The organism is Halosimplex litoreum (assembly GCF_016065055.1).
Classification (GTDB): domain Archaea; phylum Halobacteriota; class Halobacteria; order Halobacteriales; family Haloarculaceae; genus Halosimplex; species Halosimplex litoreum.
In genome coordinates, this window is the sequence record NZ_CP065856.1 from 4,059,058 (window position 1) to 4,081,848 (window position 22,791).

Annotated in this window: 21 protein-coding genes; 7 read left to right on the forward strand and 14 right to left on the reverse strand. The window is 69.2% G+C overall.

Annotated elements, in window-relative coordinates; genetic code table 11:
- Nucleotides 1-15: 15 nt before the first annotated feature.
- Genes I7X12_RS19975 through I7X12_RS19985 form a run of 3 tightly spaced genes read right to left on the reverse strand, consistent with a single transcriptional unit; the run spans nt 16 to nt 4,024 of the window.
- Nucleotides 16-1,620, reverse strand: coding sequence for an ABC transporter permease (locus I7X12_RS19975; protein WP_198061756.1), 1,605 nt, complete (start codon nt 1,618-1,620; stop codon nt 16-18).
- Nucleotides 1,621-2,805, reverse strand: a complete 1,185-nt coding sequence (locus I7X12_RS19980) for an extracellular solute-binding protein (protein ID WP_198061757.1) — start codon at nt 2,803-2,805, stop codon at nt 1,621-1,623.
- Between the two features lie 49 nt (nt 2,806-2,854).
- Complete coding sequence (locus tag I7X12_RS19985) at nt 2,855-4,024, reverse strand: alpha-1 4-glucan-protein synthase (protein ID WP_198061758.1); 1,170 nt, start codon at nt 4,022-4,024, stop codon at nt 2,855-2,857.
- Between the two features lie 292 nt (nt 4,025-4,316).
- On the opposite strand from I7X12_RS19985, the gene I7X12_RS19990 reads away from it, so the two are divergent.
- The 5 genes from I7X12_RS19990 (at nt 4,317) to I7X12_RS20010 (ending at nt 8,666) form a co-directional block, all read left to right on the forward strand.
- The gene (locus tag I7X12_RS19990; RefSeq protein WP_198061759.1) at nt 4,317-5,060 is read left to right on the forward strand and encodes a beta-ketoacyl-ACP reductase; all 744 of its coding nucleotides are present in this window, start codon (nt 4,317-4,319) and stop codon (nt 5,058-5,060) included.
- Between the two features lies 1 nt (nt 5,061).
- Nucleotides 5,062-6,684, forward strand: a complete 1,623-nt coding sequence (locus I7X12_RS19995; protein WP_232342939.1) for an acyl-CoA carboxylase subunit beta — start codon at nt 5,062-5,064, stop codon at nt 6,682-6,684.
- Complete coding sequence (locus I7X12_RS20000) at nt 6,684-7,043, forward strand: hypothetical protein (protein WP_269750339.1); 360 nt, start codon at nt 6,684-6,686, stop codon at nt 7,041-7,043. The genes I7X12_RS19995 and I7X12_RS20000 overlap by 1 nt, the downstream gene beginning before the upstream one ends.
- A gap of 97 nt (nt 7,044-7,140) precedes the next feature.
- A complete protein-coding gene (locus I7X12_RS20005; RefSeq protein WP_198061760.1) occupies nt 7,141-8,289 on the forward strand; it encodes a thiolase family protein in 1,149 nt (382 codons plus the stop codon).
- On the forward strand, nt 8,289-8,666 hold the full coding sequence (locus tag I7X12_RS20010) for a Zn-ribbon domain-containing OB-fold protein (RefSeq protein ID WP_198061761.1): 378 nt from the start codon (nt 8,289-8,291) through the stop codon (nt 8,664-8,666). Before I7X12_RS20005 ends, I7X12_RS20010 begins: the two co-directional genes overlap by 1 nt.
- 30 nt (nt 8,667-8,696) lie before the next feature.
- Here I7X12_RS20010 and I7X12_RS20015 read toward each other — a convergent pair whose 3' ends face one another.
- The 6 genes from I7X12_RS20015 to I7X12_RS20040 form a co-directional block, all read right to left on the reverse strand.
- Nucleotides 8,697-10,220 carry a hypothetical protein gene (locus I7X12_RS20015; protein WP_198061762.1) on the reverse strand — a complete coding sequence of 508 codons (1,524 nt, stop codon included), beginning with the start codon at nt 10,218-10,220 and terminating at the stop codon, nt 8,697-8,699.
- Between the two features lie 245 nt (nt 10,221-10,465).
- Nucleotides 10,466-10,948 carry an HTH domain-containing protein gene (locus I7X12_RS20020; protein ID WP_198061763.1) on the reverse strand — a complete coding sequence of 161 codons (483 nt, stop codon included), beginning with the start codon at nt 10,946-10,948 and terminating at the stop codon, nt 10,466-10,468.
- Between the two features lie 128 nt (nt 10,949-11,076).
- Entirely contained in the window at nt 11,077-11,796 is a 720-nt protein-coding gene (locus I7X12_RS20025; protein ID WP_198061764.1) for a DUF7547 family protein, read from the reverse strand.
- A gap of 76 nt (nt 11,797-11,872) precedes the next feature.
- Entirely contained in the window at nt 11,873-12,970 is a 1,098-nt protein-coding gene (locus tag I7X12_RS20030) for a Gfo/Idh/MocA family protein (RefSeq protein ID WP_198061765.1), read from the reverse strand.
- A gap of 124 nt (nt 12,971-13,094) precedes the next feature.
- Complete coding sequence (gene dpsA / locus I7X12_RS20035; protein WP_198061766.1) at nt 13,095-13,643, reverse strand: DNA starvation/stationary phase protection protein DpsA; 549 nt, start codon at nt 13,641-13,643, stop codon at nt 13,095-13,097.
- A gap of 124 nt (nt 13,644-13,767) precedes the next feature.
- Nucleotides 13,768-14,154, reverse strand: a complete 387-nt coding sequence (locus tag I7X12_RS20040) for a hypothetical protein (RefSeq protein ID WP_198061767.1) — start codon at nt 14,152-14,154, stop codon at nt 13,768-13,770.
- A gap of 112 nt (nt 14,155-14,266) precedes the next feature.
- Between I7X12_RS20040 and I7X12_RS20045 the strand changes: the two genes are divergently transcribed.
- Nucleotides 14,267-16,369, forward strand: coding sequence for an acetate--CoA ligase family protein (locus I7X12_RS20045; protein ID WP_198061768.1), 2,103 nt, complete (start codon nt 14,267-14,269; stop codon nt 16,367-16,369).
- Nucleotides 16,366-17,514, forward strand: a complete 1,149-nt coding sequence (locus I7X12_RS20050) for a phosphotransacetylase family protein (RefSeq protein ID WP_198061769.1) — start codon at nt 16,366-16,368, stop codon at nt 17,512-17,514. Before I7X12_RS20045 ends, I7X12_RS20050 begins: the two co-directional genes overlap by 4 nt.
- Nucleotides 17,515-17,805: 291 nt before the next feature.
- Here I7X12_RS20050 and bioD read toward each other — a convergent pair whose 3' ends face one another.
- The 5 genes from bioD to bioB form a co-directional block, all read right to left on the reverse strand.
- Nucleotides 17,806-18,519, reverse strand: a complete 714-nt coding sequence (gene bioD, locus I7X12_RS20055) for a dethiobiotin synthase (RefSeq protein WP_198061770.1) — start codon at nt 18,517-18,519, stop codon at nt 17,806-17,808.
- Entirely contained in the window at nt 18,516-19,727 is a 1,212-nt protein-coding gene (locus I7X12_RS20060; protein ID WP_198061771.1) for an aminotransferase class I/II-fold pyridoxal phosphate-dependent enzyme, read from the reverse strand. The genes bioD and I7X12_RS20060 overlap by 4 nt, the downstream gene beginning before the upstream one ends.
- Nucleotides 19,728-19,796: 69 nt before the next feature.
- Nucleotides 19,797-20,396 (reverse strand): hypothetical protein, encoded by a 600-nt coding sequence (locus I7X12_RS20065; protein ID WP_198061772.1) that lies wholly within the window; start codon nt 20,394-20,396, stop codon nt 19,797-19,799.
- 82 nt (nt 20,397-20,478) lie between these two features.
- Entirely contained in the window at nt 20,479-21,603 is a 1,125-nt protein-coding gene (locus tag I7X12_RS20070; RefSeq protein ID WP_198061773.1) for a saccharopine dehydrogenase family protein, read from the reverse strand.
- 24 nt (nt 21,604-21,627) lie between these two features.
- Nucleotides 21,628-22,764: a biotin synthase BioB gene (bioB, locus tag I7X12_RS20075; protein ID WP_198061774.1), complete on the reverse strand. Its 1,137-nt coding sequence runs from the start codon at nt 22,762-22,764 to the stop codon at nt 21,628-21,630.
- Nucleotides 22,765-22,791 lie beyond the last annotated feature (27 nt).

Below are 22,791 nucleotides of genomic sequence, written 5' to 3' on the forward strand. Positions count from 1 at the left end.
GGAACTCTTTAGCCGTCAGTTGTCCTCCTGAGTCAAAAGCACGGCCATCGAGAGCCCCGAGACGACGACGAGGACGAACGCCGGAATTGCGGCCTGGCCGTACAGACCGGTCTCCTCCGCGCGCCAGATGAACGTGACGAGCGTGTCGAAGCCGAACGGGCGCAACAGCAGCGTCGCCGGCAGCTCTTTCATCGAGGTCAGGAACACGAGCGCCGCGCCGGTCACGATCCCGGGGAGGATGAGCGGGAACGTCACGGCCCGGAACGCCCCGAACCGGGAGCGCCCGAGCGTGCGCGCGGCCTCGACGAGCCGGTCGTCGACCTGCATCGTCGAGGTCCGGATCGAGCCGATGGCCTGCGGCATGAACCGGACGACGTACGCGAACACGACCAGCGCGACCGTGTCGCGACCCAGTTCGTACAGCGGCGGCGCGGCTTCGAGCGTGAAGGCGATCAGCGCGATCGCCAGCACGATCCCCGGCGTCGCGTAGCCGACGTAGGGGATCCGCGCCGTCACCGAGGAGAGCTTCGAGTCGGCCGTCGCCGAGCGCAGCGCGATGGGCAGGGCGACGAGGATCGACGCGACCGCCGCCAGCAGCGAGACCTTCACCGAGTTCCAGCCGTAGCTCCACGAGAAGGTCAGCTGTGCGAGCTCGTAGCCGGGGCCGCCCCGGAGCAGCCAGAAGCCGAAGATGCCGATTGGGAGCGCGAGCGCGGCGGCGGCGACCAGCGCGGGCAGCGCCATCGCGGGGTAGCGCCACGCGCCGAGGTCGAGTTCGGCCGCGCCGCGGTTGCCGCGACTGGCGTAGGCGCCCGAATCGTCGGCGCCGATCGCCGACTCGGCGGCGAGGATGACGCCGGTGACTGCGAGCAACTGCAGCGACAAAAGCGCGGCGTACCCGCCCATGCCCGCCCGGTGGCGGCTGTAGATGAACTGCGTGTACACCTCGAGGTTCATGAAGTTCGGCGTCCCGAAGTCCGCGAGGGTGTACAGCGCGACCAGCAGCGCGCCCGCGGCGATCCCCGGGAGGATCTGCGGGAGCGTCACCCGGCGGAACGCCGCCAGCCGCCCGCAGTTGAGCGTCCGGGCCGCCTCGACCAGCGACGCGTCCAGCGACAGCAGCGACGCGCGCGTGGTGAGGAAGATGTACGGGTAGGTGTACAGCGTGAGGACGACCGCGGCCCCGACGAACCCTTCGAGAGCCGGGAGCGGAACGCCCAGCGCCTCAGAGAGCGGGCCCGAGGGGCCAAAGGCGGATATCGCGGCGAACGCGCCGAGGTAGCTCGGGACCGCCAGCGGCAGGGCGATCAGCACCGTCCAGAACCGGCGGAACGGGATGGACGCCTGGACGGTCAGCACCGCCAGCGGGACGCCGATCGCGACCCCGCCGACGGTGACGACGGCGACGAGCGCGACGCTGCGAACGAGCACCGCGAGCGTCTCCGAGGCGACGAGAAAGTCGAGCGCCTCGCCGCCGAGCCCGGCGGCGTCGACGAGGAGCCAGGCCAGCGGCGCGACCAGTACCAGCGCCAGCAGCGTCGCGAGCGCGGCGTAGGCGGCGTCGACCCCGTCCTCGGGGAGGAAGTCGCTCGCCGGCCCGACGCGCTCGCGGACGCTCATCTACAGGACACCCGCCTCCCGCATCAGCTCCAGCGTCGGCTGGAGGTTCGCCAGTTCCGCCAGGTCGATCTCCGGCGGGTTCAGCTCGTCGACCGTCGGCAGGCCGCCGACCGGCTGGACGCCCGGGATCATCGGGTAAGCGAAACTCACCGTGGCGAAAAACTCCTGGGCCTCCGCCGAGAGGAGGTGTTGCACGAAGTCCGCGACCAGATCGGCTTTCTCGGTGCCCTGGACCGCGAGCGCACCGGCGACGTTGACCAGCGCGCCGGCGTCGCCGCTGGTGAACGCCAGGTCGATCGGCGCCTCGGGCCGCTGGTTCAGCACGCGCATCGCGTAGTAGTGATTCGCGAAGCCGGCCGACAGCGTCCCGTCGGCGACCTGCTGGGAGACGACGTACTCGTTGCCGCGGCGGACGATCCCGGCCTCTTGCATCGATTCGAGCCACTGCTGGGTTGCGTCGGCCCCGCGCTGGAGGCGCATGGCGGTGACGAAGGACTTGAACGCGCCGTAGGTCGGCGCCCACCCCATCGCGTCCTGGAACGCGTCGGTTCCGGGGAAGTCGGCGACCTTGTCGGGGATGTCGCTCTCGCTGAGTTCGTCGGTGTTGTACGGGACCGACCGCGCGCGGCCGGCGACGCCGACCCACGCGTTGTCGTCGCCGCGGAAGTCCGACGGGACCGACTCGACCGCCTCGTCGGGCATCGGCTCGTAGGCGTCGTTGTTCGCGACGTAGCCGAGCGAACTCGCGTCGATCGACCAGAACACGTCGGCCTGGGCCGCGCCGGCCTCGACCTCGTCGACGATGGTCTGGGCGAGCGACGCCGACCCCGCGTCCGAGGAGAACACCGTGAACTCCGGGTAGATCTCTTGGAGCATCTCGACGAACTGGTAGTAGATCCCGCCCTCGCCCCCGCCGATGTAGAGGTTGAGGTCGCCCGACAGATCGGGCAGGTCCTGGATCGACGTGCCCTCCGGCGCCGGTCGTCCCGACGCGAGCGTTCCCGACCCGCGGAACTCGGTGAGTGAGGGGATCTCTGCGTTCGACCCGCCGTCGCCACCGTCTCCGCCGGAGTCGGTGGCCGTCCCCGAACCGGGCGCGAGCCCGCACCCGGCCAGTCCCACCGCCGACCCCGCGGCGAGTGTCTTGACGAACCGACGCCGCCCGAATCCTGTGTTGTCGCTCATGTGGTTTAGGCCTACCTAAAGAAATAAAAAGTTCCCGGTATCGTCGCGCTCAGTCGTCGGTGGCGACGGGTGTCGCGGCCGGGGTCGACCCCTCGATCCCGTCGATCTCGTCGAGACATGCGAGCCAGTCGCGCATGTGCTCGCCGACGAAGTTGAGGAACTCGCCGTTCTCGTAGTCGAACTCGCCTTCGGCGAGTTCGTCGGCGATCGCGGCGAAGACGCCGGCGTAGGTGTCGGCGTCGCCGCCGACTCGGTCCGCGACCTCCCAGACGTGTTCGTTGAGTTCGAGGCCCGGGACCTCGTTGTTGAGGTCGCCGAACGTCGAGCGGGGGGCCTTGTTGTGCTCACAGAGGGGGGCGCCGTTGTAGATCCGCGTGCCGAGCACGTCGCAGGCGCGCTTGAGGAACACGCCGCTCCAGATGTCGTCGAACCGGCCCACGTCCCACGGGTTGTCGTCCATCGGCAGCTGGTAGAAGGCGGGGATCACTTCCCGTCGGAAGGCGAGGTTCATCGAGCAGACGGTGAGATAGTGCTCGCGCGCGGCGACGAAGTCCTCCCCGTAGTCGTCGGCGTCGAGGCGAGTCTGGGCCTGACCCTGCAGGTCGCCGTCCATCAGGATACGGACAGCGTCGAGGTCGGGCACGTTCGTCCACAGGCCCTGGGAGGCGACCACGTCCGAGACCTCGGTCGTCTCCGTGTCGACGGTCTCGTCCATCGCGCTGTAAGGGTACCCCCGCGGGTACAACTCGTGATCCTCGACGTTGTCGTAGAGGACGTTCACCCACTGCTCGTCGGAGGACACTTCGGTGATCTCCCCCTCGTAGGCCAGATTCTCCAGGTGGCGACCGAAGAAGTCCTCGTCCTCGTGGGGGAGGGTGTCGTCGTCGATGAAGAAGCCGATGTCGTACTCGCCGGCCCACATGTACAGCAGGCCGAAGCTCGTCTCGGCGTGGCTCGCAGCCGGGACGACGTGTTCGTAGTCGGCGACACCGTGGTCGCGATACCACTGTTCGCGACCGCTCCCGTCGAACACCTCGCCCGACAGTCCCTCCTCGTCCAGCATCGCCCGCATCTCGTCGGTGTCGCAGAAGTCCTCGGTGACGAGGACGAACTGCAGCCGATCGAGGTCGAACCCGTTCGCTCGCGCGTTCTCGGCGTACGCCCGCACACACTCGTACTCGCGGATCGTCGGCACCACGACACAGATATCCCCTGACATTGCTTTCTCTCGCCCGTATGTCTTTAGGTCGCCCTAAAATACCTGTCGTTGTCGGACGAGCGACCGAGGCGGTCGGGGTTCCCACGTGGGTATCGACTCCGGTCACTCTCGTCGGGTGTCGGGGGACGGACGGCGCTTCGGTCGTCCTATCGTCGGATTCCGGAGGTTTCGGTCGGGTGTTCGGGCCGACAGTACCGACGACATGTGTAAATTTTTTAAGGGGAACTATTAACCCGTCTCCGGGGGCCACTGTAGATATGAATCGGTACCGTCGCGAGCGGAGGTCGGGGCCATGAATCTGGAGGGCCAGACCTGCGTCGTCACGGGGAGTTCCCGGGGCATCGGGAAAGGTATCGCCGAGGACCTCGCCGGCCGCGGCGCGGACGTGGTCGTCAACTACCGCTCGTCTGCAGCGGAGGCCCGGGCGGTCGTCGAGTCGATCGAGGACGAGGGAGGACGGGCGGTCGCCGCTCAGGCCGACGTGTCCGACTTCGAGGACGTGCAGGCCATGCGCGAGGAGGTCGTCGACGCGTTCGGTTCCGTCGACGTACTCGTCAACAACGCCGGGGTCACCGTCGACAAGAAGTTCGAGCACATGACCCGCGACGACTGGGACACCGTGATCGACGTCAACCTCGGCGGCGTCTACAACTGCACGAAGGCCTTCTTCGACGACATCAAGGAGAGCCGCCACGGCCGGCTGGTCAACATCTCGTCGGTCGTCGGCCAGCAGGGAAACTACGGCCAAGCAAACTACGCGACGACCAAATCGGGCCTGTTCGGGTTCACCCGCACGATCGCCCTGGAGATGGCCGCCTCGGGTTCGACGGCCAACTGCATCGCGCCCGGATTCGTCGAGACGGACATGCTGGAGGAGGTGCCCGAGCGGGTCCAGGAGAAGATCCTGCGGGAGATCCCGCTCGACCGGTTCGCCACCGTCGAGGACATCTGCGGGATCGTCTCGTTCGTCGCCAGCGAGGAGTCCAGCTACATGACCGGCCAGGTGATCGGTGTCAACGGCGGGATGGAGTGGTGAGATGAGCCAGGAAGAGACAGACGAGGCGACGGATTCCGACGCATCGGACGACACGACCGAGGGAAGCGCGACGCCGGCGGAGGAGACCGCCCTGGAGGAACTGCGACGGCGCCGCGAGGAGTCGCGGATCGGCGGCGGCGAGGAGCGCATCGAGCGCCAGCACGCTCGCGGGAAGATGACCGCCCACGAGCGCGTCGAATACCTCCTCGACGACGGCACGTTCACCGAGATCGACCCGTTCGTCGAGCACCGGGCGACATCCTTCGGCATGGAGGAGAAGGAGTTCCCCGGCGACGCCGTCGTCACCGGCTACGGCGACGTCAACGGTCGGAAGGTGTTCGTCTTCGCCCACGACTTCACGGTGCTGGGCGGCTCCGTCGGCGAGGTCGTCGCCGACAAGATCTGCAAGGCGATGGATCGTGCGGTCGACGCCGGCGTCCCGGTGGTCGGGCTCAACGACTCCGGCGGCGCGCGCATCCAGGAGGGCGTCGACTCGCTGGTCGGCTTCGCGAAGATCTTCGAGCGCAACACCAAAGCCTCGGGGATGATCCCCCAGATCTCGGCGATCATGGGGCCCTGCGCTGGCGGCGCGACCTACTCGCCTGCGCTGACCGACTTCACGTTCATGGTCCAGGACACCTCCCACATGTTCATCACCGGCCCGGACGTGATCGAGACTGTCACCGGCGAGCAGGTCTCGAAGGAAGAACTCGGCGGCGCGAGCAGCCACTCGACGAAGTCGGGCGTCGCGCACTTCGCCTGCGAGGACGAGAAAGCGGCGCTGGACGACATCCGCAGGCTCCTCTCCTACCTCCCGCAGAACAACATGGAGGACCCGCCGCGAGTCGCCTCCTGGGACGACCCCGACCGCGAACTCGACGGCATCACCGACATCGTGCCCGAAGCGCCGCGCAAGCCCTACGACATGACGAAGGTGATCGACCGCGTGGTCGACGAGGACTCCTTCTTCGAAGTCCACGAGAACTGGGCGCGCAACGTCGTCGTCGGCTACGCCCGCATGGACGGTCGCGTGGTCGGTATCGTCGCCAACCAGCCACGGGTCAGCGCGGGCACCCTCGACATCGACGCCTCCGAGAAGGCCGCGCGGTTCATCCGCACCTGCGACTCGTTCAACGTCCCCATCGTCTCGCTGGTGGACGTGCCGGGGTTCATGCCCGGGACCGACCAGGAGCACAACGGGATCATCCGCCGGGGCGCGAAGCTCATCTACGCCTACGCCGAGGCGACGGTCCCGCTGCTGTCGGTGGTCGTCCGGAAGGCCTACGGCGGCGCCTACATCGTCATGTCTTCGAAGTTCCTCGGCTCGGACGTGAACTACGCCTGGCCCGCCTCGGAGATGGCGGTGCTGGGTCCCCGCGGCGCCGTCAACATCCTCTACCGGAAGGAGCTCCAGCAGGCCGAGAACACCGACGAGCGCCGCCAGGAACTGATGGACGAGTTCCGCGAGGAGTTCGCCCACCCCTACGGCCCCGCCAGACGGGGCTATCTCGACGACGTGATCGAGCCGAAAGACACGCGCAGGCGCCTGATCCGCGACCTGGACATGCTGGAGCGCAAGCGCGAGGACAGCCCGCCGAAAGACCACGGCAACATCCCACTGTAATGGCCGAATCTGCACTCTCCGACGGCGAGGAATCGAACGCCGGCGACGCGGGACCCGACGGATCGAGCGGTGGCCCGGACGGCGAGACGGTGACGCTCACCGTCGACGGCGAGGAGGTGGCGCTGTCGCTCCCCGCAGACGCCGACGCGGCCGAGGCGGCGGCTATCGCGTCGGCCGTCGGCGCGCACGTCCACGACCGGCAGGTCGCCGCGGCCGCGGCGGCCGCCGCGGAGGACGAACCCGACAGCGTCGACGCGTGGACGCTCGCCGGGCGGATGAAGTCGATAGGTCGGAGCCGCTGGCCGAAAGACGTTCGGAAGGGCGACGAGTGGAAGGCCAGCGCCCGCTCGTTCTACTGAGAGCCGAGCCCCGCTGAGGCGAGTGTGAACCGCAACGCTCCGCCGGCGGACCGTCGCCACCGTAACACCCACATTACAGCCCTCCGAGGTGGCACACATGACAGTCGCAGTGATCGGCGCGTCGATGACGAAGTTCGGCGAGCGCGACGCCTGGATCCAGGAGCTGATCGCCCAGGCGGGCGAGGCCGCGCTCGACGACGCCGGCATCGAGCCCGACGACGTGGAGCACCTCTACGTCTCGAACATGTCCAGCGGCGAGTTCCAAGGCCAGACGGGGATCATGAACGCACTCGCTCACGACCTGGGCGTCATGCCCGCCTACAGCGAGCGAGTGGACCAGACCTCCTCGTCGGGCGGCGCCGGTATCTACGAGGCCTGGCAGTCCGTGGCGTCGGGCGCCAGCGAGATGAGCCTGCTCGTCGGCGGCGAGAAGATGACCCACCGCTCGACCGCCGAGTCGACGGACATCATCGCCTCGATCACCCACCCCGCCGAGTACAAGCACGGCCTGACCCTGCCCTCGTTCGCCGGCCTCACGGCGCGACACTACCTCGAACGGTTCGACGCGCCCCGGGACGCGCTGGCGAAGGTCGCCGTCAAGAACCACAGGAACGGCGTCGACAACCCCCACGCGCAGTTCCGGAAGGAGATCGACGAGGAGACCGCCCTCGAAAGCCCGATCGTCGCCGACCCGCTCCGGCTGTACGACTTCTGTCCGATCACCGACGGCAGCGCCGGCCTCGTGTTCACCACCGAGGAGCGCGCCGAGGAGATCGCCGACGACTACGCCGTGATCTCGGGTATCTCGGGCGCGACGGACACCCACGTCGTCCACGAGCGCGACGACCCGACGGTCATGGGCGGGGTCGTCGATTCGGCCGACGACGCCTACGAGATGGCCGGGCTCGGCCCCGACGACGTCGACGTGGCCGAACTGCACGACATGTTCACGATCCTGGAGTTCCTCCAGATGGAGGGCTGTGGCTTCGCCGAGCAGGGCGAGGCCTGGAAGCAAGTGGAGGAGGGCCGCACCGAGAAAGACGGCGAACTGCCGATCAACACCTCCGGGGGGCTGAAGTCGAAGGGTCATCCGCTGGGCGCCAGCGGGGTCGCACAGGGCTACGAGATATACAAACAGCTCGTCGGCGAGGCGGGACCGCGGCAGGTCGAGGCCGAGACCGGTCTCGCGTGCAACGTCGGCGGATTCGGAAACTGCGTCATCACCACGATCATGGAGGCACGATAATGTCGCTCGACGCCCACGTCTGCGAGAACGGCCACGTCACCTACCCCGGACACACGCTCTGTCCGGACTGCGGCGAGAAACAGACCGACTCACTGGATCTGACCGATCGCACCGGCGAGGTCGTCACCTGGACGACGTCGACGGCGACGCCGCCCGGCGTGCGAGCGCCGAACACCATCGCCATCGTCGAGTTCGATCTGGCCGACGACGAGGTGGCCGACGAGTTCGTTCGCGCGGTCGGGCAGGTCACGACCGAGGACGTCGAGACGGGCGACGCCGTCGAGCCGACCTACGTCGAGGAGCTACGGGACCCCGAGGCGGGGATCAAGGTGCCCGAGAGCCAGGAGTGGGACGGCTACCGGTTCGAGCCGGTCTGAGTTCCGGTCTCGACGTTCGCAGTTCGACCCTCAGCAGTACTCGTCGAGCGCGAGCAACACGCTCGCGTCGCGGTCGAAGTCGTAGCGTGCGAAGTCCTCGCCGGTCAGCCGCCGGTCCGGTTCGAGAACGTCGCCCGGGCCGTCGGGGAGCGTCTCGATCCGCGATGTCGCGGTCATCGCCGTGATCTCGGAGTTCGGGAGCGTGAACGAGACCAAGTCTCCGAAGTACGTCGGCGCCTGGACCGGCGGCGTGCCGACGTGGGAGGCCCCGAGCCGCCGGAGCGTCGCCAGGAGCGAGACCCCGGCACTGAACGTCCTCGCCGCGGTCACGACGACGACCGCCGGCGGCGCGTAGCTCCCGGCCGACGGCCAGTCCGGTGCCTCCAGCCGTTCGAACGTCGGGACCGACTCGACGAGGTCGTCCCGGATCTCCTCCACAGTGCTGTCGCCACCGCCGATGGCGTACTCGCCGGGCCGGAGCGACCACTCCCTGCCCTCGTCCTCGAACGGCTCCGTCCCGCGGCGCTCGACCAGTCGGTCGGAGTACCGGAGCGCGCCCGGTCGGTCCCGGGCCGTCGCGACGCCGTCCCAGCCGTACAGGACGTAGGCCAGGAGGTCCACGAGGACCCGATTTCCGCCGGTGTTGTCCCGGAGGTCGACGAGCAGGGTACTCGTCCCCGCCGTCGCCATCTCGTCGGCGAGGTCGCGGAACAAGTCCAGCGCCGCCGGGACTTTGTCGAGGACTTCGTCGAAGTCGTCGGGGTCAGGCTCGCCCGTCGCCGCCCGGCAGAGCGAGCGCGCGCTCGCTCGGGCGTGTTCGTCGAGGTCGCCCTGTCGATACTGGAACGCCTCCCGATGATCGCTCATCGAGGGGATCCGTAGCCACGCGGCGTCGCGCTCTGGGAGCAGTTGATAGGTGGGCCACGCTTCCGAGTCTGGCCGTTCGAGCGTCGACGGCGCGACGCGCTCCGCGCCGTCCCCGGTCGTCGGTTCGAGCGGCTCGCGTCGAGTGGTGCCGTCCGACGCTTCGAACGCGAAGGTCGCTTCGTCGGGTCGTTCCGCTCGGTCGAGGAGCGGTGCCATCGCCCGCCAGTTGCGCAGCGAGAGCGCGAGGTTGAGCAGGTCTCCGTGCGGCGTCTCGCTCCCCCGGAGGCGCGCCTGCCGTTCGATGAGTTCGCCGACGGGAACACCGTCGACCCGGCGGAGCCGTGAACCGACGAGACTCTCCGGCACTCCCTCGCGGACCGACCGGACCCGAATCTCCCCGTCGACGACGCCGAGCCGGAGCGGAATCGTTCCGTCCGCGGTCGGCCAGACGACGAACATGTGAGCGTCACGAACTGCCGCGGCCAGGGACGCAACCGTCTCCTGGAGGCCCCGTTCGGGCCACCCGTCGCTCGGCACGTCGTCGAGCGCGGACTGTACGCGCTCGTAGTACGCGAAGCGTCCGCCCGCTCCCACGAACGGCGCCGGATGCGTCGCTTCCAGCACGTCGACGAACGTTCGGACGTCTGCCAGGACCGCCTCGTGCGTCAGGTCGGCGTCTTCGGCCATGGCGTTCCGTTAACCTCGGTGGCCGATAAATTATGGTAGTATGACTGAAATATCCAAACGTATAAGTATCGCGTACTCACTTTCGAGTGAAGCGGTCGCTGTGGGTCCGGACGGGCCGAGAGAGCTGACACCGACGACCCGCGGCTTATCGCGTCGTCTCACGGAGACTCCGGGCCGGCGGGGGCCGGTCCGCCCGCCGGAATGAATCGGGGTGTCGGTGGTTGCGGGTGGCTGACAGCAGATGATCAGTCGGCCAGCGCCACGGAGCCGTGGTCGCCGACCAAATCGCCGGAGCCCCCGGCGAGCGCGGACAACCCATCCGCCACCGAGCGGTACTCCTCGCCGTCGGCGTGCGGGTAGACGGCGACGAGGTCGCCCTCGTCGTAGACGGCGAGGGTGATGGCGGGGAAGACCAGCCAGTCGCACAGCTCGCCGGTGTCCGCGGCGTAGCACTCCCGGGTCGCGAAGAACGGTCGCAAGCGCACGCCGCGGTCGCGCGCCCACTGCGCGAACGACAGGTACCGGTCCCGCGCCGCTACCGCGTCCGGCGCCTCGCTGCGGATGCGTTTCGGACAGGTCCGCACCTCGAAGTAGTCGATCTGCTCCGCCGCCTCGAGTGCGCGCAGTCTGTCCGCGAGCCGGTCTCGCTGGCGCGCAGCCGGCTCCGGGAGCGTCTCCCTGAGATGCAGCGCGACGCGCCGGTCCCCCCTCCGCTCGGTTGGCGTCATGGGTACTCCACTCTACGAGCGTAGTGGGTAATAAATCATTATGTTTTGGATTTGGGTAGTATTCGGACGACCGCTCGGAGCGGCGTCCGCTGGTCGAGCCGAGAGAACGGAGCGACGAACCGGGCGGGTTACTCGCGGTTCGAGCCGTCGGAGCCGTCGTCGGGCGAGGCGTCCGAGGGCGGTTCGTCGTCGTCACCGTCGCCGTCTCCGGACGCCTCGCCGTCGCCGTCGGTCGGGGCGTCGTCGGCGCCCGGGAGTTCGTCGAGGTCGCGCTTGATCGACTCCAGTTCGGCGTCGACGTCGACCGAAACCGCGTCGTCACCGTCCGCGTCGGAGCGGCCGTCGGGGTCGGACGACTCGTCTTCGGCTCCACCCGACGCGCGGTCGACGTCGCTGTCCTCGGGAGCGCTCTCGCGGATGCGCCGGTGGATCTCCGCGCGCAGTTCGCGGGCGTCGTCGAGCAGCTCGGCGGCCTCGTCGTCGTTCGGTCGCCCCTCGACGGCGTCCTGGAGGCCGACGAGCGCCTCGTCGAGCCGCGAGAGCGTCGACTCGCTGGCCGACTTGGCACGCTCGCGGAGCTGTTCGGTCTCCCGGCTGGCCGTCTCGGCGCCGTCGGCGAGCCGCAAGGCGCGCTGGAGGAGTCTGAGCGCGCGGATGTTCGTCTCGAGGATCAGGATAAAGCCGGGGATCGCGACCTCGCTGGTGAACCGGCGGAGGTCCCGCGGCGTCGGGAGGCGCGGCCCGTCGTCGGGTCGCGGGGGCTCCAGTTCGTCTTCGAGTTCGCGGAGCGTCCGGACGAGGTCGGTGACCAGCCGCGCCAGGTCCTCGTCCGAGGAGTCGTCTGCCATGTCCCGGCCTTCGTGGGCCGACGGAAAAAGCGTGACCACTCGCGTGACTGCGAACTCGGGGACCGGGCGTGGGCCGTTAGCGGTCCACGTCCGGGAAGTCGGCGGGGAGCGGCGCGGGGCGGCCGGGATCGGAGTCGATCGTCGCGAAGGCGCTCTCCTCGGAGGCGGTCCGGACGGCCTCCATGACGTCGAGGACGTGGCCGGCCAGTGCGTCGCTGGTACGGTGCTCCCAGTCGCCGCGGACGGCGAACGCCAGGTCCGCCAGCCCGGCGCCGCGACCCTCCGTGTACTCGTGGGTCAGCGGGACCGTCTCCCAGTCGTCGTCCTCGTGGTCGCGCACCCGGACCGGCCCTTCGAAGTGGTTGGGGTCCGGCAGCGCGAGCGTCCCCTCGGTGCCGTAGATCTCGAAGGCGGGGAACGGCATCGTCGAGGCCTCGACGTCGAAGCTCGTCAGCAGGTTCGCCGTCGCACCGTTCGCGAAGTCGACGATCCCGGCCTCGTGGGTCGGCACCTCCGCGTCGATCTCCTCGCCCGCACGCGGACCACTCCCGATGGTCCGTGTGGCGCGCGGCCGGCTGACCGACCCGGCCACCCGCTCGGCGCTCCCCAACAGGAAGACGAGCGCGGTCACGTAGTACGGCCCCATGTCGAACAGCGGGCCGCCGCCCTCCTGGTAGTACAGGTCGGGGTTCGGGTGCCAGAGCTCGTGGCCGGGCGAGGTCCAGTGAGCGGTCGCGCCGACCGGCTCGCCGATACGGCCGTCGTCGACGACCTGCCGAGCGGTCTGGAGCCCCGCGCCGAGGAACGTGTCTGGCGCCGAGCCGACCAGCAGCTCCGACTCGGCGGCCCGGTCGCGGGTCGTCTCCGCTTCGGCGGCCGTCGCGGCGAACGGTTTCTCGGTGTAGACGTGGTTACCGGCGTCGAGCGCGTCCGTGATAACCTGAGCGTGTGCGCTCGGCGGCGTCAGGTTGACTACCGCCTCCACCGCGTCGGCGGCGAGCAGTTCGTCGACCGCCATCGCCTCGATCCCGTGTTCTTCGGCCGTCTCGCGCGCCAGCTCGGCGTCTAGGTCGGCGCAGGCGACCAACTCGAACGCGTCGAAGACCGCGTCCGCCGAGAGATACGCGTCGCTGATGTTGCCACAACCGACGAGGCCGACCGAGAGCGGATCCATGGACTGGCCTGCACGAGCGAGTTAATCAATCCCACGACTCCGGACGGACGTTCCGCCGGACGGCTCCGCACCTCCCCACTCGAACGTCGGGACCGACCTCGCGGTCGAGACGCGACGATAGCGCTTACTTCTCGACGGCTTCGGGCGTGACCAGCGTGTCGTCTTCGAGGTAGTGTTCGACGTGGTGTGCGTCCTCTTCGACCTGGACGAGAATCTCACGGAGGATCTCCGCGGTGGCGTGGTCGCCAAGATCGGTCGCGAGTTCGACGTGCTCGCGGAGGTCCTCGACGATATCACCGTACATCGACAGGTCGTGCTCGAGCGACGTGCGGATGTCGTACACGTCGTCGCCTTCGAACTGGACGGGCGCCGTCTCGGCGACGGTCACCGGGTTCGAGACCGGCGTGCCGCCCAGCGCCTGGAGTCGCTCAGCAGTCTCGTCGGCCGCCTCCTCGGCGCGGTCGGCAGCCTCGCCGAGGAAGACGTGCAGGTCACGGAACTCCGCGCCCTCGACGTTCCAGTGGTGCTTTTTTAGCTGGTGGTAGAGCACGTACGTCGACGCGAGGTCCGCGTTCAGCGCCCGGACGATCTGCTCCGCCGTCCCCCGTTCGAGTCGCAGTGAGTTCTCTTCGACCGTGCCTGCCTCCTGCAGAACGCGCTTCTGGGTGCTCATTGCGTTCGTATCGTCGGTCGCCTGCCCCTTATACGTTCCCTTTTCGAAAAATAATATTTTGTACTGCGAAAGAATGAGTGGCTTTTCGGGATTCAAGATTGGCGATCTGCCGTGCTCGAACGGATCAGGGGCGAGTCAGCACGAGCGCGGCGTCGTCGTCGAGCCGTCCAGTCTCGACGCCCGCCTCGGACGGGGCGGCCCGCGCCTGCGCGTCGTGGGCAGCCAGGAGGGCAGCGCTCTCGGCCTCCTCGAGCCCGAGGTCGTCGGTGAACTCCGCCCAGACGTGGTCGGGCAGCGCCAGGTAGTACGCGCACTCCGTCCGCCCCACGAGCGGGTCCCGATGGAAGTAGTTGCGCCACTCGTAGACGATGTCCTCGACGCCCGGCAGCTCGCGCACGTTCGACTGGTGGGTGCGAACGATGTCGGTCAGTCGCTCGACGGACACGTCGCGGTCGGTCGCGACCGATTCGAGGACCGCCCCGTCGAAGGCCGCGAGTTCGTCGCTCGTCATTCGACTACACTGGGCGTGCCAGCGAGTTTACCGTTGTGCTCCCCACCTGCCTTCCTGCGATTTGAGAAGCCGGGCCAGCTTATAAACCCGGTCGGGTCGAACTAACGGGTAGATGGGCGAATTAGCGACGCTCTTCGGGCCGAGACGAGTCGCCGTCGTGGGCGCGACCGACCGGGACGGGTCGGTCGGACGGGCGATCACGGAGAACCTCCTCGCGGACTTCGAGGGGGACGTGGTCGCCGTCAACCCCACGAAAGACGAGGTCCTGGGGCTGGAGAGTCACGACAGCGTCGGGGCCGTCCCCGACGTGGACGTGGCCGTCGTCGTGGTCCCGCCCCCTATCGTCCTCGACGCCATCCGCGAGGCCGCCGAGGCCGGGATCCGCGACGTGGTCGTCATCACCGCCGGCTTCGGCGAGTCCGGCAGCGAGGGCGCCCGCCGCGAGCGCGAGCTCAGAGAGCTCGCCACGGAACACGACCTCAACGTCGTCGGACCCAACAGCCTGGGAATCATGAACACCGGTGTCGGGCTCAACGCCACGTTCGGCCCCGAGAACGCCCGTGACGGGTCGATCTCCTTCATGAGCCAGTCGGGCGCGTTCGTCACCGCGGTCGTCGACTGGGCCAACGACCGTAACCTCGGCTTCCACAACGTCGTCTCGCTGGGGAACAAGGCCGTCCTCGACGAGTCCGACTTCGTCCGCGAGTGGGGCGAGGACCCCGACACCGACGTGATACTCGGCTACCTCGAAGACGTCGTCGACGGTCGCGCGTTCGTCGAGTCGGCCCGCGAGGTCTCGGGTGAGACACCGATCGTCGTCGTCAAGTCCGGCCGCACCGAGGCCGGCGCCTCGGCCGCGGCCTCCCACACCGGCGCCATCGCCGGCTCGGAGGAGGCCTACGAGGCCGCCCTGGACCAGGCCGGCGTGCTCCGCGTCGACACCGTCCAGGACCTGTTCGACTTCGGGTCCATCCTCGCCGGGCAGCCCCTGCCCGAGCGCGACGGCGTCGCCATCGTCACCAACGCCGGCGGCCCCGGCGTGATGACGACCGACGCCGTCGGCGACTCCGACCTCTCGCTCGCGTCGTTCACCGACGACACGGTCGAGCGATTCCAGGACGCGCTGCCCGACGAGGCCAACGTCTACAACCCGGTCGACATCATCGGCGACGCGCCGGTCGAGCGCTTCGAGGATGCGCTGGACATCGCGCTGGCCGACCCGAACGTCGGCGCCGCGGTCGTGCTGGCCTGCCCGACGGCGACGCTCTCCTACGAGGCGCTGGCCGACTCGGTCGTCGACCTGCAGGCCGAGTACGACACGCCGGTCGCCGCGACGCTGATGGGCGGCTCGTCGGCCCGTGACGCCAACGAACGACTCTCGCAGGCCGGCATCCCGACGTACTTCGACCCGGCCCGCGCCGTCCGCAGCCTCGACGCGCTCCGGGAGTACCGGGCGATCGGCGACCGGGAGTACACCGAACCGGAGACGTTCGACGTGGACCGCGAGGCGGCCCGCGAGATCCTCGAGTCGGCCGCTCGGCGCGACACCAACCGACTCGGTGTCGAGGCGATGGACTTGCTCGACGCCTACGGCATCCCGACGCCCGACGGCGAGATCGTCGACGCCCGCTCCGACGCCGTCGACGCCGCCGAGCGGATAGCACCAGACGGCGAAGTCGTCATGAAGATCGTCAGCCCGGATATCCTCCACAAATCCGACATCGGCGGCGTGGCCGTCGGCGTCCCGCCGGAGGAGGTCGGCGACACCTACGAGGACCTTGTGACCCGCGCCCGTAACTACCAGCCCGACGCGACGATCCTCGGCGTCCAGGTCCAGGAGATGGTCGATCTGGACAGCGGCGTCGAGACCATCGCGGGCATGAACCGCGACCCGCAGTTCGGGCCGCTGGTCCTGTTCGGTCTCGGCGGTATCTTCGTCGAGGTGCTGGAAGACACGACCCTGCGGCTCGCCCCCGTCAGCGAACCGTCGGCCCGGGAGATGCTATCGGAGATCGACGCCGCGCCGCTGCTGCGAGGGGCCCGGGGCCGTGACCCCGTCGACGAGGGGAGCGTCGTCGAGACGCTCCAGCGCCTCTCGCAGCTGGTCACCGACTTCCCCGCCATCGTGGAACTGGACATCAACCCGCTCGTCGCGACCCCCGACGGCGCCCAGGCCGTCGACGTGCGACTCACCATCGACCAGGAGCAACTATGAAACCCATATTCGTCACCTCGACCGGAGAAGGCACCGGCAAGACAGCCATCGCGATCGCCGCCGCGAAACTCGCGCAGGAGCGCGGCCTCGACGTGGGGTACTTCAAACCGAAGGGCACCCGGCTCAAGAGCCCCGTCGGCAAGACCCGCGACGAGGACCCGCTACTCGCCATGGAGATGCTCGGTATCGACGCCGACCTCTCCGAACTCGAACCGGTCGTCTACTCACCGGCGTTCGTCGAGGAAGCCATCCGCGGCAACCGCGACGGCGAGGTCCGCGAGCGGGTGCGCGAGCACTTCGACGCGCTGGCCGACGACTACGATCTGGTCGTCGTCGAGGGCGGCGGCCGTCTGGAGACCGGCGGTATCGTCGGCCTGACCGACCCCGACGTGGCCGAGCTGCTCGACGCGCGCACGGTCGTCGTCGGCGGCTACGCCAACCCGGCCGACGTGGACGAAGTGCTCGCCGCCGCCCGACAGTTCGAGGGTCACCTCGCGGGCGTGCTCTTTAACGCCGTCGCGGACGCGAACTTCGACTCGCTGAACACGGACGTGGTCCCGTTTCTGGAGACCCGCGACATCCCCGTGCTCGGCATCGTCCCGCGGGTGCAGGAACTGGCCGGCGTCACCGTCGCCGACCTGGCCGACGCGCTCGGCGCCGATCTGCTCAATCCCGAGGCCTCGACCGACGGCTTCGTCGAGCGATTCGCCGTCGGCGCGATGGGCAGCGACGCGGCGCTGCGTCACTTCCGGCGGATGCGCAACGCCGCCATGATAACCGGCGGCGACCGCTCGGAGATCCAGGCGGCCGCGCTCGGAGCGCCGGGCATCGAGGCCGTCGTCCTCACCGGCGGGCTCAGACCCTCGGGCGCCATCCTCGGCAAAGCCGCGGACGCGGACGTGCCGGTCCTGCTCGTCCAGTCCGACACCAAGGTCACCGTCGACCGGATCGAGAACGTGCTCTCGACCGGGCGGACCCGCGACCCCGAGACCGTCGAGCGGATGGTCGACCTCCTGGCCGACCACGCCGACCTCGAAGGGCTGTTCGCCGACGGCCCAGAGCCCCTCGGCACCGACCCCGAGACCGGCGCCGAGACCGGAACCGCCACCGACTCCGAAACCGACGACGACACCGACGAGGAGTGACGACACGGACCAGTATCGGCGGAATCGAAACGGCCCTCCCGACTGGAACGAGGCGGCCGGATAGCGTGTTCGAAGCCGGGTAACGGCCCCTTACCTCGGTAACGGGAGGATTCGGGGCGCGAACGATCGCGTACACTTTTACGCACTCGAACCTTCGTTTCCGATGGAGCCAGTTGGCTCCGTAGTGTCACACGCTGGGGCGCCCCGCCCCACCGTTCCCCTTTGTGACAGACCGACTACCCGACAGCGACCGCTCCGTCAGACCGGAAGCCACGGTCCGGGCAGGGTCGGTCACGCCTTCGGAAACGCGTCGGTCGGGAGGTGTTCACGGAGGCCAGCGACGGCGTCGGAAGGGTCCTCGAGGGCCAGCGGCGGAAGCGTCCACACCGGGCAGCCAGTCATCTCCGCCAGTACGTCGGGATTGGTTCGCTCGGCGACGGACGTGCCCTCGTACTCGTTGCAAACGATCCCTTCGACCGTACAGCCGCGACGTTCGAGCGCTTCGACGGTCAGCGCGGTGTGGTTGAGCGTCCCGAGCCCGGAGCGCGTGACGACCAGCACGGGCACCGACAGGTCCGCGACGAGGTCGACCACCTCCCGGTCGTCGGCCAGCGGGACGCGCAGCCCGCCGATCCCTTCGACTACGCCGACCGCCGCGTCGGCGAGTTCGCGCGCACAGCCGTCGCGGATCGACTCGTAGGACAGGTCGACGCCCGCGCGGTCGGCGGCGACCGCCGGCGCGAGCGCCGGTTCGAGCCGTTCGAGACAGGTCGCCGCGTCGTCGGTTTCGCAGGCCTCCGCCACGTATCCGGCGTCGTCGTCCGGCGGGTAGCCCGTCTGTGCCGGTTTGACGGCCCGCGCGTCGACGCCGACCGCCCGGAGCCATCCGACCAGCCCGGTGGTCACGACCGTCTTGCCGACACCCGTGTCGGTGCCGACGACGGCGAAATCGGAGACGCACTCGGCGGACGGTTCCGTCGCGGCCGTCCTCCGGTCGTCGCTCACAGCAGTTCCACCTCCCGACCGGCCGCCTCGAAGGCGTCGAGACACCTCGCCACCTCCTCGTCGGTATGCGTCGCCATCGGCGCGACCCTGATGCGGGCGGTCCCCTCCGGAACCGTCGGCGGGCGGATCGCCGGCGCCTCGACCCCGCGGTCGGCCAGTCGCTCCCCCAGTTCCAGCGCGTCCGCCCGGTCACCGACGAGAACAGGGAGGATCTGCGTCTCGCCGAGCACGTCGTAGCCCATCGATTCCAGCCCCTCGCGGAGCGTCGCGACGGTCTCCCAGAGCCGCTCGACCCGGTCCGTCTCGCGGGCGATCCGGAGCGACTCGCGGGCGGCGCCGACCGCCGGCGGCGCCAGCCCCGTCGAGAAGACGAACGAGCGGGCGGCGTTCAGGAGGTACTCCACGAGCGCTTCGTCGCCGGCGACGTAGCCGCCCTGACTCGCCAGCGCCTTCGAACACGTCCCGAGTTGCACGTCGACGCGGTCGGCCAGCCCCTCGCGCTGGACGACCCCGCCGCCGTCGCCGAACAGGCCAGTCGCGTGGGCCTCGTCGACCATCACCCACGCGCCGAACGCCTCGGCCGCGTCGCAGATCGCGTCCAGCGGCGCCACGTCGCCGTCCATCGAGAACACCGAGTCGGTGACGACCAGCCACGACTCCTCGGCCCCGCTGTCGAGCGACCCGGCCGCCCGCTGGGCCAGCTTCGCCCGGAGGTCGTCGGGGTCGGCGTGGTCGTAGACGACAGTCTCGTCGGCGCCGACGCGGCAGCCGTCGACGATGCTCGCGTGGTTGAGTTCGTCCGAGAAGACGACGTCCGGCGCGAGCGCCTCGATGGTCCCGATATTGGCGGCGTAACCAGAGGAGAACAGCAGCGCCCTGTCCGCGCCCTTGCAGTCGGCCAGGTCGCGCTCGAACGCACGGTGCAGGCCGGTGTCACCGGTGACGAGTCGGGAGGCGCCGGCGCCGGTCCCGACCGCGCGGGCGCCGTTCTCGGCGGCCTGCAGGACTCGCCGGTCGTTCGCCAGTCCGAGGTAGTTGTTCGAGGCGAACACGAGCCGCTCGGCGCCGTACTCGGGCGCACCGCCGCGCGGGTCGTCGCTGATTCGGGCCCGCGCCCCGATGGATTCGGCGGGGTCGAGATGGCGGCGCAGGCCCGCGCGCTCCCGTTCGCGCAGCCGCGCGTCGAGGTCGAAACCGCGCTCTGTCATACCCGGGAGCGGGGACCGCTCGCCCCTCGTCCTTTCGGTCCGGGGCGGTTCGACTCCCGACAGCCCCGCCTACCCGTCCAGATACGAGACGAAGACCATCCCGTCGGTCTTCAGCTCGTAGTCGACCGCCGTCGAAAGCTCGTTGTAGTTGAACGGCTCGGTGACGACGTGATAGCCGTTTGGCGTCTCGCGAGTCAGCGCGACCGCGGTGTGACTCCGCAGATCGTCGACGAGGGCGTCGCGGTCGGCCGCGGTCGCGTCGTCGAGGTCGAAGACGAAGTTCGTCTCGTCGCGACAGGCGTCGGACTGCAGCGTCGATTTGAACTCGCTGTCGACTCGCTTGAACTTCCCGCGAATGCCCTCGTCGCCGTGGATCCGGCCCTCCAGCCAGTCGTCCATCGATCGCCGAAGTTCGAAGGTGGCCTTCAGCGCGTCACGAGCGTTCGCGGTCAGGTAGAGCCGGAATCGCTCGTCGAAGCGCTGGGCGGCGTGTTCCAGCTCGCCGGCCGTCCGGGCGAGGTCGCCCTCGTCCTCGACGACCTTCCGGATCGCCGGGGCCGAGTTGCTCGTCGTCCCCTCGTTCTCCTTGGCTCGCGCGAGCGCCATCAGCAGGTACACCCTGTCGCCGCCGAACTCGCAGTACTCGCCGAACGGGCCCATGTCGACCATGGTCGTTCTGGGCGGCCAGGGGACTAAACGCTGGTCGAAGCGTGCGAACGGTGAACGAGGGGGCGAGGGCGCACACCGCCGCTCAGAAGCTCGGCATGACTTCGCTCGGCCCGTAGACGCCGTAGTCGCCGGCCCGGTTGCGGAGCACTGCGGCCTTCAGGTAGCCCAGTGCCGGGCCGTTGACGTTGGCCTCCATGCTCGTCGCGTCGTCGAGTTCGAAGGTGTTGGTGCCCCGCTCGCCGTCGAAGGTCGTCCCCGTCACGCGAACGGTCGTCGTCGTCGGCTTCTCGTCGGACCGCACGTCGAGGACGCCACCCACAGAAACGTCGGCGGCGTCGCAGATGCCCGCCCGTTCGAGCAACACGTCGTCGGCGTGCTCCATATCGTGGAACTCCAGCCGGCCGTCGTGCTCCTCGACGAGTTCCTCGATCTCGGTCTCGCTCAGCTCGCGGGCACGCTCGATGTCGTAGCCGTCGAGGTGGGCGATGTCCTCGCGGACCGTCCCACGATTATCCTCGTAGCCCGACTTGAGGCCGACGCCCCACCAGATCTCGACCTCCTCGACCTCGACGAACGACTGAGCGGCCAGCGCCGCCGCGCCGGTGAGGAAGCCGGGCGTCGCGCCCGCGCCGCAGACGAAGGTGATACCGCTGTCTTCGAGGGTGTCGGCGCGGTCGTCGAGCATGCCGACGACCCGCGAGCGCTTGAGGACGTCGACGAGGACGCCCTCGTAGCCCGCGGCGGCGAACCGCTCGGCGACGCGGGGGACGAAGTCGTGTTCGAGGTTGGGGAGCGCCAGCAGCACCGCGTCGATAGCGTCGCTCTCGTCGATCACGTCGTCGATGGGCGTCTCGGTCGGCTCGCCCTGTCCGCTGGCGACGATGCCGGCGTCCTCGCCGGCCTGTTTCACGCCGTCGCTGGCCGTCTGGCCGTTCCCGCCACCGTCCATCGCGGTCGCGCCTCCGTCCGACGCGTAGTCGCTCTCCGGCGTCGCGGGCGTGTCGCCGTCGGCCTCGGGACCGGAGGCGATGTTGCCCTCCGTCGCGTCGAGCAGTTCGGCGACGTCGAGTCCCGAGTGGTCGACCGCGACGCCGTTACGGTCGCAGGCCGCGACCGGGGTGAGTCCCTCCTTGTGTCGCGCCACGTCGAGCGTTCGTCTGCCGATGCCACCGGTTCCCAGTACCGCGAATGTCACGTCGTCGTCCATGGGTCGAGTATCGAAACCGCGTCGTCAGTCGGAAACGTTACTGGTCGCGCTGCCCGCGGCCGTCTCCGCGTCGCCGCCGCGGTCGGTCGATGCGTCCGCCCCGCCGTCCGCGTGACGGGCCTTCACCGCCGCCGGGTCGAAGTCGTTGGCCTCGGTGTTGGGTTCCAGCCCCGCACGTTCGACGACCTCGATGTCGTCGGCGGGGGACTGGCCCTCCGTCGTGAGGTAGTCGCCGGTGAGCATCCCGTCGGCGCCCGCCTCGAACGGGAGATGCTGTTCGTCCGCGTCGAGGTTCGCCTCGCGCCCCCCGGTCAGGCGCACGCGCGCCTCGGGATGGAGCAGCCGGTAGACCGCGATGGTCGCGACGATCTCCTCGGTCGAGATCGCCGCGCCGTCGTCGAACTGTTCGCCCAGCGGTGTCCCCGCGACGGGGTTGAGCACGTTCACCGGCAGCGATGAGACGCCGATATCCTGGAGCGCCACGGCCGCGTCGACCCGGTCGGTCGGGCTCTCGCCCATGCCGAGTATGACGCCGGCACACAGGTTCATACCCGCTTCCTTGGCGACCTCCAGCGTCTGCACGCGGTCCTCGAAGGCATGGGAGTCGACGATCTCCGGGAAGAAGTTGGGCGAGGTCTCGATGTTGTGATTGTAGTGGTTGAGCCCCTCCTCGGCGAGGATCTCGGCTTCCTCCTCGGTGAGGATGCCCAGGGAGGCGTCGACCTCCACGTCGGTCTCGTCGCGGACCAGTCGGACGGCTTCGAGGACCTCCGCCCACTCCTCGGGGCGGCGTTCCTTCGAGACCCCCTTCTCGGCGACGACGATGCCGAAGCGCTGAGCGCCGTCGCGTTCGGCCCGCTTCGCCGCGTCGAGTATCTTCTCGGGGCCGAGGAAGCCGTAGTTGTCGATCCCGGTATCGAAGTGGACCGACTGGGCGCAGAAGCCGCAGTCCTCGGCGCAGTCGCCGGCCTTGGCGTTGACGATCGAGCAGGCGTCGACGGTGCCGTCGCCGAACTCGGCGCGGACCGCGTCGGCGGCCGCCGCCAGCTCGTCGACCGGCTGTGCGATCAGCGCGAGCCCGTCGCGACGCGTCAGGCGCTCGCCAGCCAGCACGCGCTCGACGGCGTCGTCTATCGTTCGGTTGCCGGTCTCGTAAACCACGATCGAGTCGTCGGTTGACGTATTGAA